This is a genomic window from Pseudoalteromonas sp. KAN5, assembly GCF_022846535.1.
Classification (GTDB): Bacteria; Pseudomonadota; Gammaproteobacteria; order Enterobacterales; family Alteromonadaceae; genus Pseudoalteromonas; species Pseudoalteromonas haloplanktis.
In genome coordinates this window covers 1,746,891-1,761,800 of sequence record NZ_AP025589.1, presented here as the reverse complement: position 1 = coordinate 1,761,800, position 14,910 = coordinate 1,746,891, and the positions used below count along the sequence as shown (strand labels likewise).

The following is a 14,910-nucleotide window of genomic DNA, read 5'->3' as shown; positions in this document are numbered from 1 at the left end:
GTGCGGTTAAGGCAATAAATAATAAAAAAGGATGCATTTTGCATCCTTTTATAAAAGCAATAATGTTATTGAACAAGTTCTTGCTCAGAAAACTCTTCAGCAAAAAGTGGGCTTGATAAATAACGTTCAGTTGCACTTGGCAAGATAACCACGACATTTTTACCTGCGTTCTCAGGCAACTCAGCAATACGCTTGGCTGCTACAACCGCAGCGCCTGATGAAATACCAACTAAGATACCTTCATCTTTCATAAGCTTGTGAGCCATTTCAATGGCTTCTTCGTTTGAAACAAGTTCAGCACCATCGATGACACTGAGATCTAAGTTACCCGGGATGAAACCTGCACCAATCCCTTGAATTTTATGGGGACCAGGCTTAATTTCTTCCCCCGCTAAGGTTTGGCTGATAACAGGTGAGTTTGTCGGCTCTACAGCGATTGATTTAACATCAAGGCCTTTTTCAAGTTTCAAATAACGGCTAACCCCGGTAATTGTGCCACCAGTACCAACGCCAGCGACGAAGAAATCAACGTTACCGTCAGTTGCTTCGAAGATTTCAGGACCTGTTGTTTCAAAGTGAATTTTTGGATTTGCTGGGTTTTCAAATTGTTGTAATAAAATGAATTTTTCAGGATCACTGGCTTGAATTTCTTTTGCTTTTTCAATTGCGCCATTCATGCCTTTCGCCCCATCTGTTAATACTAAATTCGCACCGAGTGCTTTTAGCAATTTACGACGCTCAAGACTCATGGTATTTGGCATTGTTAGGGTTAGTTTGTAACCACGAGAAGCCGCTACAAATGCAAGTGCAATACCTGTGTTCCCTGACGTTGGCTCAATCAATTCTTTATCTTTAGTGAGTTGGCCTGATTTTTCAGCTTCCCAGATCATTGATGCACCGATACGGCATTTAACACTAAAACTAGGGTTACGAGATTCAACTTTAGCAAAAATATTACCAGTAGTTACACGGTTTAGCTTTACTAATGGTGTATTACCAATACTGAGTGAGTTATCTTCAAAAATTGTAGACATAATGTTCCCTTAGGTGCAATTTATTCAATCGGGACCGATTTTAAGTAATCGATCTGTAATAATGACACTTTACTGCTGTATTAAAAAAACTAAAGTAAAGTTTGGCTATAAGATATATCTATTCGACTTATAATTGAATGAAATAAAAACAGCTTAGTTCTATAGGTTTAGTCAAGTCACCATCCGGTTGCTAGTAAACCTGAGCAAAAGAAAATGAGTATGCGTTAGGTCATGTTGCTTAAAGATAGCTAATCGACACTTATTTTGACCGCTGCGAAGTGATGAGTTTATATTCTTACGGCGAGATAATTAGGCTGGGTGTTAAATGATAAAAGTGATGGTATTTTGTGCAAACAAGCCGCTATTTAACGGTTTTATGATACAAGTAATTAAAAACATGTTAAAACCACATCCACCAAAATTTATAAAGTGATCACAATGACATTAATATTAAAATTAATTGCCGGCATATTGGGCGGTATTTTAGTGGGTCTGTATGTTCCACTGACTGGAGTTGAACTCCTATACACAATAAAAGAAATAATTGGCCAGTTGATCACTTTCACGATTCCGTTGATTATTTTGTTCTTTATTGCTTCGGGTATCGCGGGTTTACCAAAAGGTTCGGGTCACTTACTTGGCAAAACCGTTGGCTTTGCTTATGGTTCAACGGTTATTGCTGGCACGCTAGCAGTCTTGGCTGTTAGTGCGATTATTCCGCTGTTCGATGGCGGCTTAACCTTTGAAGCGGAAGTCGCCACTGAAGTAGCCAGTTTTATTGATTTAGAGATCCCCCCTCTGATGGGTGTGATGACTGCACTTGCGACAGCATTCGTGTTTGGTATTGGTATGAGCCAGTTGCAACTAGAAACGCTGAGAAAAGTATCAGATCAAGGTCGTGACGTGATTGACGGCTTATTAGCAAAAGTGATCATTCCAGCCTTACCTTTTTATATCGCAGGTGTATTTGCTGAAATGACGGTCGCAGGCACTGTTGTTGATACCTTGCAAACATTCGGTATCGTGTTAATTGCGGCACTTATTATGCACTGGGTTTGGCTAAGTATTCTTTATATCGGCACCGGCGTACTATTAAAGCGTAATCCTGTTGAATTAATTAAAAATATGCTGCCAGCTTATTTCACGGCCTTAGGCACCATGTCTAGTGCGGCGACAATTCCTGTATCGCTGCGTTCGAGCAAGGCAAACAATGTAAAAGAAGATGTTGCTAATTTTACTGTACCACTGTGCGCCACTATACATTTGTCAGGTTCAACTATTACTATTGTTACCTGTGCTATGGCGGTGATGTTTTTATCACCTAACATGGATGTACCTTCACTATTTGGTATGTTGCCATTTATAATGATGTTAGGTGTTGTGATGATTGCAGCACCGGGAGCTCCAGGCGGTGCCGTGATGTCGGCATTAGGTTTGTTAACCAGTATGCTAGGGTTTAACGAAGGAGCTGTGGCGTTGATGATCGCACTTTATCTGGCACAAGACAGCTTTGGCACCGCGTGTAATGTTACCGGCGATGGCGTTATAGCATTGTGGGTAGACCGCTTTAGTGAAAAAGCATCATCTTAAATTTAGTTATCTGAGACGATATTAGAGTTATCGTTTCAGATTTTCTGTGTTAGTGTGCTGTATTAAGTTGTCACAATGACATGCTGTTAGGTTATATGAGGGTGTCCCATTGATTAACGTACTTTTAGTTGATGACCATGAACTCGTACGAACGGGTATCAAACGTATTTTAGATGATGTTCGTGGGTTTAAAGTAATTGGTGAAGCTAAAACAGGTGAAGAGGCTGTGCAATTTTGCCGCCAACACTCGCCTGATATTGTGCTAATGGACATGAATATGCCAGGTATTGGCGGATTAGAAGCGACTAAAAAGATTTGCCGCTATTGCCCAGATGTGAAAATCATTGTGTTAACAGTGCACTGTGAAGATCCATTCCCAAGCAAAGTCATGCAAATTGGTGCCCATGGTTATTTAACCAAAGGAGCTGGCTCTGACGAAATGGTGAACGCTATTCGAGCCGTAAATGCAGGACAACGCTATATTGCTCCAGAAATTGCGCAACAAATTGCTTTAGCGCAAGTCACAGGTCGCACAGATGAAAGCCCATTTCAAAGTTTATCTGAGCGTGAGCTACAAATTATGCTAATGATCACTAAAGGTGAAAAGGTACAAGATATAGCTGAGCGCCTTAATCTAAGTTCTAAAACAGTGAATAGTTATCGCTATAGAATGTTTGAAAAGCTCAATGTTGGTGGTGATGTAGAACTTACCCATTTAGCTATTCGCCATAAGATGATTGACATCGATAGCGCTCATTAGTCTTGCCCCATGGCAGAATTTGATCACGTACACTTTCTAAAGACACTATCAAGCGATCCTGGCGTTTACCGGATGCTTGATAGCGACAACAATGTTATTTACGTCGGTAAAGCGAAAAACCTGAAGAAACGTGTCAGCAGCTATTTTCGAAGCAATGTCACCGATGGTAAAACGCGTGCACTGGTTAGTAATATTAGTGGTATTGATATCACGCTCACTAACACCGAGACTGAAGCTTTACTGCTTGAAAATAATCTAATAAAAAAATACCAGCCTCGCTACAACATTTTATTACGCGATGATAAATCCTATCCTTATATTTTATTAACGGCACACAAACATCCTAGATTGGCGTTTCACCGTGGTAGTCGCAAAGTAAAAGGCGAGTATTTTGGCCCATTTCCAAGTGCAGGCGCTGTTTCTGAAAGCTTGCGATTAATGCAAAAAATATTTCCAGTTCGCCAATGTGAAGATGCCTATTATCGTGCTCGTAGCCGGCCATGTTTGCAATTTCAATTAAAGCGCTGCTCAGCACCATGCACTGGCGAAGTTAGCGATGATGAATATAGCCAGCAAGTCGATTTTGTGAGAAAGTTTTTAGCTGGTAAATCACATGAAGTTATCGCCTCTCTCATTACTAAAATGGAAGCTGCTAGCCAAGCGTTACAGTTTGAACTGGCGGCGAAAATACGCGACCAAATAATGTTGCTGCGTAAAATGCAAGAGCAGCAGTCAATCTCAGGCAATTATGCTGAAATGGATGTGGTGGGCTTTGCTCACCTCAATGGCCTAAATGGGATTCATTTATTGATGATCCGTGATCATAAAGTGCTGGGCAGTAAAACCTACTTTCCTAAAGTCCCAAAAGATTCACAACAGCAAGAAATACTAGCATCATTCCTTGGTCAGTATTATTTAGCGCCAGGTGCAACAGGGCGCATAGCAAAAGAAGTGATTTTGCCCTTTGCGATTGATGAAGCAGATGTGCTGGGTGAGGCGTTAAGTCAAATAAGTGAGAGAAAAGTCACTTTAAAAACCGTCACACGCGGTGAGCGTGCGCAATACTTACAACTTGCAAATAAAAATGCACTTAATAGTATTACCGTGAAGCAAAGCACTCAAGATTCAATTAATAAACGCTATGCTCAACTAAAAGCAACGTTAGGCCTTGATGATATTAGCCGTATGGAGTGCTTTGATATTAGTCATACCATGGGTGAGAATACTGTGGCCAGCTGTGTGGTGTTTGATTCCCAAGGGCCTAACAATAAAGAATATCGTCGCTTTAATGTGACAGGTATCACTGGTGGTGATGATTACGCTGCAATGGAGTTTGCATTAAATAAACGTTACAACAAGTTAGTGGATGAAAATAAAATTCCCGATGTGATTTTTATCGATGGTGGTAAAGGGCAGTTATCACGGGCTGAGCAGTATTTTTCTACTTGGCCTCATGCAAAAATGCCATTACTAGTTGGTGTTGCAAAAGGCACCAGCCGAAAACCTGGGCTGGAAACGTTATTAATAGATGGTGGACGTAAAACAATCCCAATGGACTCCGATGCTCCAGCACTGCATTTAATCCAGCACATTCGTGACGAATCGCATAGATTCGCAATTGCAGGGCATCGTAATAAGCGGCAAAAACAACGTACACAATCATTATTAGAAGAAATAAGTGGGGTTGGCTCAACGCGACGCCAAACATTATTAAAATTTTTAGGGGGCATGCAGGGAGTAAAAGCTGCTAATATAGATCAATTGAAGCAAGTACCTGGGATCAGCTCTGACATGGCTGAGAAGATATTTAACCATTTGCATGACAAGGGCTAGCCCTTCATGCGAATATAGCAAAAAAGACATCCTCAAGTAGTTATGTGGAATATTCCAAACACACTCACAACATTTAGACTTTTTCTTATCCCCATTTTTTTGGTGATATTTTATTTGCCTTATTCATGGGCTTTCTTTGCGGCTGCCTTTATTTTTTGGTTGGCATCAATAACCGATATTCTTGATGGTTATTTAGCTCGTAAACTTGAACAATCAACACCTTTTGGTGCATTCCTCGATCCTGTAGCAGATAAAGTTATGGTCTGTGCTGCATTAGTTGCACTGTCTAGTTATTATCAATCAATGTATATGACTATTCCTGCATTAATCATTATTAGTCGTGAGATTGTGATTTCAGCTTTGCGCGAATGGATGGCCGAGCAGGGCAAAAGAGGTAATGTCGCCGTATCAAATATGGGTAAAGTAAAAACGGCAGCACAAATGTTAGCCATTATTGGTTTGATTTGGCAGTACGATACTTGGATGATGTATTTAAGTTATGCCTTATTGTACATTGCTACCTTCTTAACCTTGAGTTCAATGCTGCAATATTTGATGGCAGCATGGGGAGAATTGACTAAAAATTGATTGTAAACGTCTAATAACGCACCGTTTTAGATAAAAAATAATCAAACAGTTCAAAACTAGCATTTTTTGTATTGACGCGTTTAATAATCTCTGTAGAATGCGTCCGTGTTGAGAGGGCATAGCCCCTTAGATAAACCAAGTAGCACTGGTTAAGTTGTTAGAATGTTATGAAGCGACATTGTTGCACTGATATAATAATAGCTTACAAGTATTAAGCGGCACTAGCTCAGTTGGTAGAGCGCGACCTTGCCAAGGTCGAGGTCACGAGTTCGAGCCTCGTGTGCCGCTCCAGTTTATCTTAAAGGCTAACCCCGGTTTTGGGGCGGAATGGCAGAGTGGCCATGCAGCGGATTGCAAATCCGTCCACCTCGGTTCGACTCCGGGTTCCGCCTCCATTCAACGCTCCACATGCTTTAGATAGCAAACTCGATGCCCGAGTGGTGGAATTGGTAGACACAAGGGATTTAAAATCCCTCGACTAACAAGTCGTGCCGGTTCAAGTCCGGCCTCGGGCACCACTTTGTGGTTTGATTACATCGCCAAGTGTAATCTATAAAAAAGATATGACATAAAGATGTTTTAATTATTTATGCTAATAATAGAATTAATATGATGCGGCACTAGCTCAGTTGGTAGAGCGCGACCTTGCCAAGGTCGAGGTCACGAGTTCGAGCCTCGTGTGCCGCTCCATATTAGTTTTATCCACTTGCTTTAAATAGCAAACTCGATGCCCGAGTGGTGGAATTGGTAGACACAAGGGATTTAAAATCCCTCGACTAACAAGTCGTGCCGGTTCAAGTCCGGCCTCGGGCACCACTTTTAATTATTTACCAAGATAATTAAAGTTTTGATAAACACTTAATAAATGCGGCACTAGCTCAGTTGGTAGAGCGCGACCTTGCCAAGGTCGAGGTCACGAGTTCGAGCCTCGTGTGCCGCTCCAAATTATTTGATATGTTTAGGCGGAATGGCAGAGTGGCCATGCACCGGATTGCAAATCCGTTTACCCCGGTTCGACTCCGGGTTCCGCCTCCAAATAATTACTCCACACGCTTTAATTAGCAAACTCGATGCCCGAGTGGTGGAATTGGTAGACACAAGGGATTTAAAATCCCTCGACTAACAAGTCGTGCCGGTTCAAGTCCGGCCTCGGGCACCACTTTATCTCTTTCATTAGAATAAATCCTCTTAAGATAAATCCTAAAAATTAATTCCTATTCTAAATTTAATGCTATACATTTATTCTATCAGCACGTTTAAGAGTATTTTTGTATGGAGAACTTTAAACAGGGTCTTAACCAATTTTGGGTAGGGGCTGTATTTGGTGTATGTCTAGCGCTTTCATTGGTTTTAATACCAATAGCGATTGTTTTATCTACTGTAAACGATGTCCTTAAAATCAGTGAGGTCAGTACATTAGTCACGCAAGTAAGCCAAATGGTTGAACATACTCAAGATAAAATTGCATCAGGCAAAGAGAAGCTGTCCTCACTCTCTATGGCTAATATAGATAACCTGGCATTGCAAAAGGCGATTACAGCAATACAAGAGTACCAAACTCGCTCTTCAGAACTTATGTCAATGGCGCAGAAGTCAGCCCTTAAGCAGCAATTACAACAGCAGCTCAAGCAAGAGCTAGAAGCTAAGTTTGACCCACAGCAAGTAGATAAGGCAGTGGCAATTTTTATGCTGGTTGTAGATAACAAAAATTAAAAGAAACCAAGACATTAAAAAGGGAGCACAAAGGCTCCCTTGGTTATCACTTAAAGTTGTTAGTCTTTATGCCAAATGCCTTTAGGGATAGTCTGGTCAAGTTGTTGATTCTGAGTTGGGTCAAACGTAGGTAGCTTACCTGATTTACGTTGCGCGGAATAATCGTTAGCAAGCCAGATCACCACACCAGATAACATAAATAGTGCTATTACATTCACTATTGCCATTAATCCCATTGATATATCCGCAAGCGTCCAAATGAGTCCTAATTCACTTACTGAACCAAACATCACCATTGCTAGTACTATTATGCGGAAGATAAGCATCCCATATTCATGATTGTGCTCTAAAAATAGTAGGTTGGTTTCAGCGTATGAATAGTTGGCTACAATCGAAGTGAAAGCAAAGAACAATATAGCAATCGCTACAAACACCGCGCCCCAACTACCAACGTGCTCCTCAAGTGCGGCTTGTGTTAAGGCAATCCCCGTAACACCTGAGTCAGCGACAAGCTGGTCTGAGAGTAATATCAACGCAGCAGTTGCACTACAGATCACTACCGTATCAATAAATACCCCCAGCATTTGTACATAACCTTGTGAGGCGGGGTGAGGAGGATTAGGCGTTGCAGTCGCAGCAGCATTCGCGGCACTACCCATACCTGCTTCATTTGAAAATAGGCCGCGCTTGATCCCTTGAATCATCGCTTGCATCACACCGTAGCCAATCGCACCTGCGCCAGCTTGCTCTATTCCAAATGCACTATTAATAATACGCATAAAAACTGTAGGCAGCTCTGCGGCGTTTGTAGCACATACATATAATGCGACGAGCAAATAAGCTAATGCCATAAAAGGCACAACCATTTCAGCAAAGCGTGAGATGGTTTTTAAACCCCCAAATATGATAATGCCAGAGCCAACTACAAGTACTAATCCCACCACATAGTTTGGAATATCAAAAGCAACTTTAAATGCGGCGGCAATAGAATTTGATTGCACTGCATTAAATACTAAGCCAAACGCTAGAATTAAGCACAGAGAAAATATCACTCCCATCCAGCGTTTACCTAAACCATACTGCATATAGTAAGCGGGACCACCACGAAAATTACCATGCTCATCTCGTGTTTTATAGGCTTGTGCTAAGGTACTTTCTGCAAAACTGGTTGCCATACCTATTAATGCAATTAACCACATCCAAAAAATAGCACCTGCACCACCTAGGTAAAGTGCGACAGCAACACCGGCCATATTACCAGTGCCGACCCGCGCTGCGAGAGAAGTACAAAATGCCTGAAAAGAAGAAATGCCGTTTTTATCACATTGGCGAGAATTGAACATGACCTTGATCATGTGAGGAAATTGAACAAACTGAATGAATTTAAGTTTAATGGTAAAGAAGAGTCCGGCTGCTATTAATAAGTAGACGAGTATGTGACCCCATAATAGTCCACTTATACTATTTATTATATCTATCATGTTATATGCCTAATGAACGAGTTTATAAAACAGCGGGCAACTTACCATAAGTACAATCGATAGTTTAGTGAATCAAGAAAAAAGCTGATTTGTCCACAACGTTTTGTGGATAACATGTAACTATCTTTTGTGTAACGTGAGGGCGAAAATTAAATGCAAAATTAGCGATAAAAACGCTTGCGTAAAATTCGCGGCGCCCTATAATGCGACCCCACTGAGACGGCAGAGCAGGCAACGCTTAGCGAGGCAGCAGCTAATCAGTAAGTCGAGTAAAACTTGAGTTTAGATTTTTTAGAAAGTTTAAAATTAAGTGTTGACAAAAAAATAGGAAGGCGTAATATGCGCAGCCCTAGCGAGATAAAGCCAAGTGCTTTAATCGCAACGTTCTTTAACAATATAAAGCAATCATCTGTGTGGGCACTCGTGCAGATTGAGTTCTAACAGTCGAACTGCTTAGGTAGTAAGGCACAAAATTTAGAGTCTCAATTGAAACTGAGTGACCAACAGCAATAAATTTATTTATTGCAGCACAGTCAATTCAATATCGAAAGATATTAAATAATTCAGAATTCATTGAGCTGTTCTACGGAACATAAAAACTTTTAATTGAAGAGTTTGATCATGGCTCAGATTGAACGCTGGCGGCAGGCCTAACACATGCAAGTCGAGCGGTAACATTTCTAGCTTGCTAGAAGATGACGAGCGGCGGACGGGTGAGTAATGCTTGGGAATATGCCTTTTGGTGGGGGACAACAGTTGGAAACGACTGCTAATACCGCATGATGTCTACGGACCAAAGTGGGGGACCTTCGGGCCTCACGCCAAAAGATTAGCCCAAGTGGGATTAGCTAGTTGGTAAGGTAATGGCTTACCAAGGCAACGATCCCTAGCTGGTTTGAGAGGATGATCAGCCACACTGGGACTGAGACACGGCCCAGACTCCTACGGGAGGCAGCAGTGGGGAATATTGCACAATGGGCGCAAGCCTGATGCAGCCATGCCGCGTGTGTGAAGAAGGCCTTCGGGTTGTAAAGCACTTTCAGTAAGGAGGAAAGGTTGAGTGTTAATAGCACTTAGCTGTGACGTTACTTACAGAAGAAGCACCGGCTAACTCCGTGCCAGCAGCCGCGGTAATACGGAGGGTGCGAGCGTTAATCGGAATTACTGGGCGTAAAGCGTACGCAGGCGGTTTGTTAAGCGAGATGTGAAAGCCCTGGGCTCAACCTGGGAACTGCATTTCGAACTGGCAAACTAGAGTGTGATAGAGGGTGGTAGAATTTCAGGTGTAGCGGTGAAATGCGTAGAGATCTGAAGGAATACCGATGGCGAAGGCAGCCACCTGGGTCAACACTGACGCTCATGTACGAAAGCGTGGGGAGCAAACAGGATTAGATACCCTGGTAGTCCACGCCGTAAACGATGTCTACTAGAAGCTCGGTTCCTCGGAACTGTTTTTCAAAGCTAACGCATTAAGTAGACCGCCTGGGGAGTACGGCCGCAAGGTTAAAACTCAAATGAATTGACGGGGGCCCGCACAAGCGGTGGAGCATGTGGTTTAATTCGATGCAACGCGAAGAACCTTACCTACACTTGACATACAGAGAACTTACCAGAGATGGTTTGGTGCCTTCGGGAACTCTGATACAGGTGCTGCATGGCTGTCGTCAGCTCGTGTTGTGAGATGTTGGGTTAAGTCCCGCAACGAGCGCAACCCCTATCCTTAGTTGCTAGCAGGTCATGCTGAGAACTCTAAGGAGACTGCCGGTGATAAACCGGAGGAAGGTGGGGACGACGTCAAGTCATCATGGCCCTTACGTGTAGGGCTACACACGTGCTACAATGGCGCATACAGAGTGCAGCGAACTCGCGAGAGTAAGCGAATCACTTAAAGTGCGTCGTAGTCCGGATTGGAGTCTGCAACTCGACTCCATGAAGTCGGAATCGCTAGTAATCGCGTATCAGAATGACGCGGTGAATACGTTCCCGGGCCTTGTACACACCGCCCGTCACACCATGGGAGTGGGTTGCTCCAGAAGTAGATAGTCTAACCCTCGGGAGGACGTTTACCACGGAGTGATTCATGACTGGGGTGAAGTCGTAACAAGGTAGCCCTAGGGGAACCTGGGGCTGGATCACCTCCTTATACGATTTAGAACTTATTTGTTCGAAGTGTCCACACAGATGATTGTTAGTTAGTAAGCCGCAAGGTTTATTAATTAATATGCTCTTTAAAAATTTGGAAAAGCTGATAATAAAATTCGTATGAATAACATTGTTATTTATACAGAGTTTTCAAAAGTAAAAAAGAATGATAGCAGTATCATTCAGTGCCATTTAATTGTTTCTTTGAAATGATTGATTGGTATCTACTTTAGTATTCAATATTAACTTCTGGCGAAGTTAAACTGTCACAAAACAAAGACCCGTTTGGGTTGTATGGTTAAGTGACTAAGCGTACACGGTGGATGCCTTGGCAGTTGGAGGCGATGAAGGACGTATTAACTTGCGATAAGCTTAGTCGAGCTAGTAAAAAGCACTTGAGACTAAGATTTCCGAATGGGGAAACCCACCTGCTTGCAGGTATCGTTAACTGAATACATAGGTTAACGAGGCGAACGCGGAGAACTGAAACATCTAAGTACCCGTAGGAAAAGAAATCAACCGAGATTCCGGAAGTAGCGGCGAGCGAAACCGGAACAGCCCTTAAGCTTATAATGTGTTAATGGAAGGCTCTGGAAAGTGCCACGATACAGGGTGATAGTCCCGTACATGAAAATGCATTTTAAGTGAAATCGAGTAGGTCGGAGCACGTGAAACTTTGACTGAATATAGGTGGACCATCATCTAAGGCTAAATACTCCCAACTGACCGATAGTGAACCAGTACCGTGAGGGAAAGGCGAAAAGAACCCCTGTGAGGGGAGTGAAATAGAACCTGAAACCGTGTACGTACAAGCAGTAGGAGCAGACTAGTTCTGTGACTGCGTACCTTTTGTATAATGGGTCAGCGACTTATATTTTGTAGCGAGGTTAACCGATTAGGGTAGCCGTAGGGAAACCGAGTCTTAACTGGGCGAATAGTTGCAAGGTATAGACCCGAAACCCGGTGATCTAGCCATGGGCAGGTTGAAGGTTGAGTAACATCAACTGGAGGACCGAACCCACTAACGTTGAAAAGTTAGGGGATGACCTGTGGCTAGGAGTGAAAGGCTAATCAAACCGGGAGATAGCTGGTTCTCCCCGAAATCTATTTAGGTAGAGCCTCGGACGAATACTTACGGGGGTAGAGCACTGTTAAGGCTAGGGGGTCATCCCGACTTACCAACCCTTTGCAAACTCCGAATACCGTAAAGTACTATCCGGGAGACACACGGCGGGTGCTAACGTCCGTCGTGAAGAGGGAAACAACCCAGACCGCCAGCTAAGGTCCCAAAGTCATAGTTAAGTGGGAAACGATGTGGAAAGGCCCAGACAGCCAGGAGGTTGGCTTAGAAGCAGCCATCCTTTAAAGAAAGCGTAATAGCTCACTGGTCGAGTCGGTCTGCGCGGAAGATGTAACGGGGCTAAACTATGCACCGAAGCTGCGGATTCAAAATTTATTTTGAGTGGTAGGGGAGCGTTCTGTAAGCCGTTGAAGGTGACCCGGGAGGGTTGCTGGAGGTATCAGAAGTGCGAATGCTGACATGAGTAACGATAATGCGGGTGAAAAACCCGCACGCCGGAAGACCAAGGGTTCCTATCCCATGTTAATCAGGGTAGGGTAAGTCGACCCCTAAGGCGAGGCCGAAAGGCGTAGTCGATGGGAAACGGGTTAATATTCCCGTACTTGGTATAATTGCGATGGGGGGACGGAGCAGGCTAAGCAAGCATGGCGTTGGTAGTCCATGTGAAAGTGAGTAGGTTGGTGACTTAGGAAAATCCGGGTTGCTAAGACTGAGACACGAGACGAGCCACTAAGGTGGTGAAGTTGCTGATGCCATACTTCCAGGAAAAGCCTCTAAGCTTCAGATTATACCGAATCGTACCCCAAACCGACACAGGTGGTCAGGTAGAGAATACTAAGGCGCTTGAGAGAACTCGGGTGAAGGAACTAGGCAAAATCGTACCGTAACTTCGGGAGAAGGTACGCTCCTATCTGTGATGAGATTTACTCTCTAAGCGGACGGGAGCCGCAGTGACCAGGTGGCTGGGACTGTTTATTAAAAACACAGCACTGTGCAAAATCGCAAGATGACGTATACGGTGTGACACCTGCCCGGTGCCGGAAGGTTAATTGATGGGGTTAGTTTTCGGACAAAGCTCTTGATCGAAGCCCCGGTAAACGGCGGCCGTAACTATAACGGTCCTAAGGTAGCGAAATTCCTTGTCGGGTAAGTTCCGACCTGCACGAATGGTGTAACCATGGCCACGCTGTCTCCACCCGAGACTCAGTGAAATTGAAATCGCAGTGAAGATGCTGTGTACCCGCGGCTAGACGGAAAGACCCCGTGAACCTTTACTACAGCTTGGCACTGAACATTGAACCTACATGTGTAGGATAGGTGGGAGACTTTGAAGATGAGACGCTAGTCTTGTTGGAGTCGTCCTTGAAATACCACCCTTGTAGTTTTGATGTTCTAACGTTGGCCCCTGAATCGGGGTTACGGACAGTGCCTGGTGGGTAGTTTGACTGGGGCGGTCTCCTCCCAAAGAGTAACGGAGGAGCACGAAGGTTGGCTAAGTACGGTCGGACATCGTACGGTTAGTGTAATGGTAGAAGCCAGCTTAACTGCGAGACAGACACGTCGAGCAGGTACGAAAGTAGGTCATAGTGATCCGGTGGTTCTGAATGGAAGGGCCATCGCTCAACGGATAAAAGGTACTCCGGGGATAACAGGCTGATACCGCCCAAGAGTTCATATCGACGGCGGTGTTTGGCACCTCGATGTCGGCTCATCACATCCTGGGGCTGAAGTCGGTCCCAAGGGTATGGCTGTTCGCCATTTAAAGTGGTACGCGAGCTGGGTTTAGAACGTCGTGAGACAGTTCGGTCCCTATCTGCCGTGGGCGTTTGAGAATTGAGAGGGGTTGCTCCTAGTACGAGAGGACCGGAGTGAACGAACCGCTGGTGTTCGGGTTGTCATGCCAATGGCATTGCCCGGTAGCTACGTTCGGAACTGATAAGCGCTGAAAGCATCTAAGCGCGAAGCAGGCCTCGAGATGAGTTCTCACTAGACTTTTAAAGTCTCTGAAGGGCCGTTGAAGACTACAACGTTGATAGGCAAGATGTGGAAGCATGGTGACATGTTAAGCTAACTTGTACTAATTACCCGTGAGGCTTAACCATACAACGCCAAACGCGTTTTATCATTTACGTCCATGTAAATGACTAAAGCCGCACAAGTGCGTTAAAATCTGTTCCAGACAGATTTTTATGTGACTGTTTAAGCGCAGAAGTTAAGATTGTAGGTCGTGATTTATCGCGACAACTAAAGTAGATTTACTGACAGCCGTAAGCCATAAGCTTTCAGCCGTCAGAAAACAATTATCAGCCATTTTCCAAATTTTAGTTAGTGCGTAGTAATACGAACTGACACCAAATTTGCTTGGTGACAATAGCGTTTTGGACCCACCTGACCCCATGCCGAACTCAGTAGTGAAACGAAACAGCGCCGATGATAGTGTAGCATTTGCTATGTGAAAGTAGGTCATCGCCAGGCTCCAAATAAGAGAAACCCGTTACAGCAATGTAACGGGTTTTTTGTTGTCTGGGATAAAGTATAGCTTTCAGCGTTAAGCCGTCAGCTATCAGCCGCACAGTGTCAACCTGGATACCGTAGCGTGAGTTGAGTATCTGATACTCATGGATAAATAAAGCCACAGACAATGAGAGCGTAGCATTTGCTATGTGGCTCTCTACCGCTGTAGGCACT

General features: G+C 43.8%; 7 protein-coding genes, 8 tRNA genes and 3 rRNA genes. 16 read left to right on the top strand and 2 right to left on the bottom strand.

The features are described 5' to 3' along the window. Window positions 1-65 precede the first annotated feature (65 nt). The gene (gene cysK / locus KAN5_RS07680) at window positions 66-1,034 is read right to left on the bottom strand and encodes a cysteine synthase A (protein WP_016707680.1); all 969 of its coding nucleotides are present in this window, start codon (window positions 1,032-1,034) and stop codon (window positions 66-68) included. 438 nt (window positions 1,035-1,472) lie between these two features. On the opposite strand from cysK, the gene KAN5_RS07675 reads away from it, so the two are divergent. The 13 genes from KAN5_RS07675 (at window position 1,473) to KAN5_RS07615 (ending at window position 7,518) form a co-directional block, all read left to right on the top strand. Next, window positions 1,473-2,624, top strand: coding sequence for a dicarboxylate/amino acid:cation symporter (locus KAN5_RS07675; RefSeq protein ID WP_138555768.1), 1,152 nt, complete (start codon window positions 1,473-1,475; stop codon window positions 2,622-2,624). A 109-nt stretch (window positions 2,625-2,733) separates the two neighbouring features. Then, entirely contained in the window at window positions 2,734-3,384 is a 651-nt protein-coding gene (gene uvrY / locus KAN5_RS07670) for a UvrY/SirA/GacA family response regulator transcription factor (RefSeq protein WP_016707677.1), read from the top strand. 9 nt (window positions 3,385-3,393) lie between these two features. After that, entirely contained in the window at window positions 3,394-5,217 is a 1,824-nt protein-coding gene (gene uvrC / locus KAN5_RS07665; protein ID WP_244390851.1) for an excinuclease ABC subunit UvrC, read from the top strand. A 42-nt stretch (window positions 5,218-5,259) separates the two neighbouring features. Next, window positions 5,260-5,805, top strand: a complete 546-nt coding sequence (gene pgsA, locus KAN5_RS07660; protein ID WP_138555770.1) for a CDP-diacylglycerol--glycerol-3-phosphate 3-phosphatidyltransferase — start codon at window positions 5,260-5,262, stop codon at window positions 5,803-5,805. A 215-nt stretch (window positions 5,806-6,020) separates the two neighbouring features. Continuing rightward, window positions 6,021-6,096: transfer RNA gene (locus KAN5_RS07655), tRNA-Gly, on the top strand. A gap of 30 nt (window positions 6,097-6,126) precedes the next feature. Next, a tRNA-Cys gene (locus tag KAN5_RS07650) sits at window positions 6,127-6,200 on the top strand. A gap of 36 nt (window positions 6,201-6,236) precedes the next feature. Next, window positions 6,237-6,323: transfer RNA gene (locus tag KAN5_RS07645), tRNA-Leu, on the top strand. A 96-nt stretch (window positions 6,324-6,419) separates the two neighbouring features. Next, window positions 6,420-6,495: transfer RNA gene (locus tag KAN5_RS07640), tRNA-Gly, on the top strand. 39 nt (window positions 6,496-6,534) lie between these two features. After that, window positions 6,535-6,621, top strand: a tRNA-Leu gene (locus KAN5_RS07635). Between the two features lie 51 nt (window positions 6,622-6,672). After that, window positions 6,673-6,748 (top strand) — tRNA-Gly (locus tag KAN5_RS07630). 18 nt (window positions 6,749-6,766) lie between these two features. Continuing rightward, window positions 6,767-6,840 (top strand) — tRNA-Cys (locus tag KAN5_RS07625). 37 nt (window positions 6,841-6,877) lie between these two features. Next, a tRNA-Leu gene (locus KAN5_RS07620) sits at window positions 6,878-6,964 on the top strand. 113 nt (window positions 6,965-7,077) lie between these two features. Then, the gene (locus tag KAN5_RS07615) at window positions 7,078-7,518 is read left to right on the top strand and encodes a hypothetical protein (protein WP_016707674.1); all 441 of its coding nucleotides are present in this window, start codon (window positions 7,078-7,080) and stop codon (window positions 7,516-7,518) included. 59 nt (window positions 7,519-7,577) lie between these two features. On the opposite strand, the gene KAN5_RS07610 is transcribed toward KAN5_RS07615, so the two are convergent. Further along, the gene (locus KAN5_RS07610; RefSeq protein WP_016707673.1) at window positions 7,578-8,999 is read right to left on the bottom strand and encodes a sodium:alanine symporter family protein; all 1,422 of its coding nucleotides are present in this window, start codon (window positions 8,997-8,999) and stop codon (window positions 7,578-7,580) included. A 603-nt stretch (window positions 9,000-9,602) separates the two neighbouring features. Between KAN5_RS07610 and KAN5_RS07605 the strand changes: the two genes are divergently transcribed. The 3 genes from KAN5_RS07605 to rrf all read left to right on the top strand — a co-directional run bounded on the left by KAN5_RS07605 (window position 9,603) and on the right by rrf (window position 14,697). After that, window positions 9,603-11,142, top strand: a 16S ribosomal RNA gene (locus tag KAN5_RS07605). A gap of 295 nt (window positions 11,143-11,437) precedes the next feature. Beyond that, window positions 11,438-14,324, top strand: a 23S ribosomal RNA gene (locus tag KAN5_RS07600). Window positions 14,325-14,582: 258 nt separating this feature from the next. Further along, window positions 14,583-14,697, top strand: a 5S ribosomal RNA gene (gene rrf / locus KAN5_RS07595). The 16S, 23S and 5S rRNA genes sit together here, the layout of an rRNA operon. Window positions 14,698-14,910: the final 213 nt, after the last annotated feature.

What these genes read in the sequence shown, in the direction of transcription:
- cysK (WP_016707680.1), bottom strand. Translation starts at nt 1,034, where the DNA reads ATGTCTACAATTTTTGAAGATAACTCACTCAGTATTGGTAATACACCA.
- KAN5_RS07675 (WP_138555768.1), top strand. Translation starts at nt 1,473, where the DNA reads ATGACATTAATATTAAAATTAATTGCCGGCATATTGGGCGGTATTTTA.
- uvrC (WP_244390851.1), top strand. Translation starts at nt 3,394, where the DNA reads ATGGCAGAATTTGATCACGTACACTTTCTAAAGACACTATCAAGCGAT.
- pgsA (WP_138555770.1), top strand. Translation starts at nt 5,260, where the DNA reads ATGTGGAATATTCCAAACACACTCACAACATTTAGACTTTTTCTTATC.
- KAN5_RS07615 (WP_016707674.1), top strand. Translation starts at nt 7,078, where the DNA reads ATGGAGAACTTTAAACAGGGTCTTAACCAATTTTGGGTAGGGGCTGTA.
- KAN5_RS07610 (WP_016707673.1), bottom strand. Translation starts at nt 8,999, where the DNA reads ATGATAGATATAATAAATAGTATAAGTGGACTATTATGGGGTCACATA.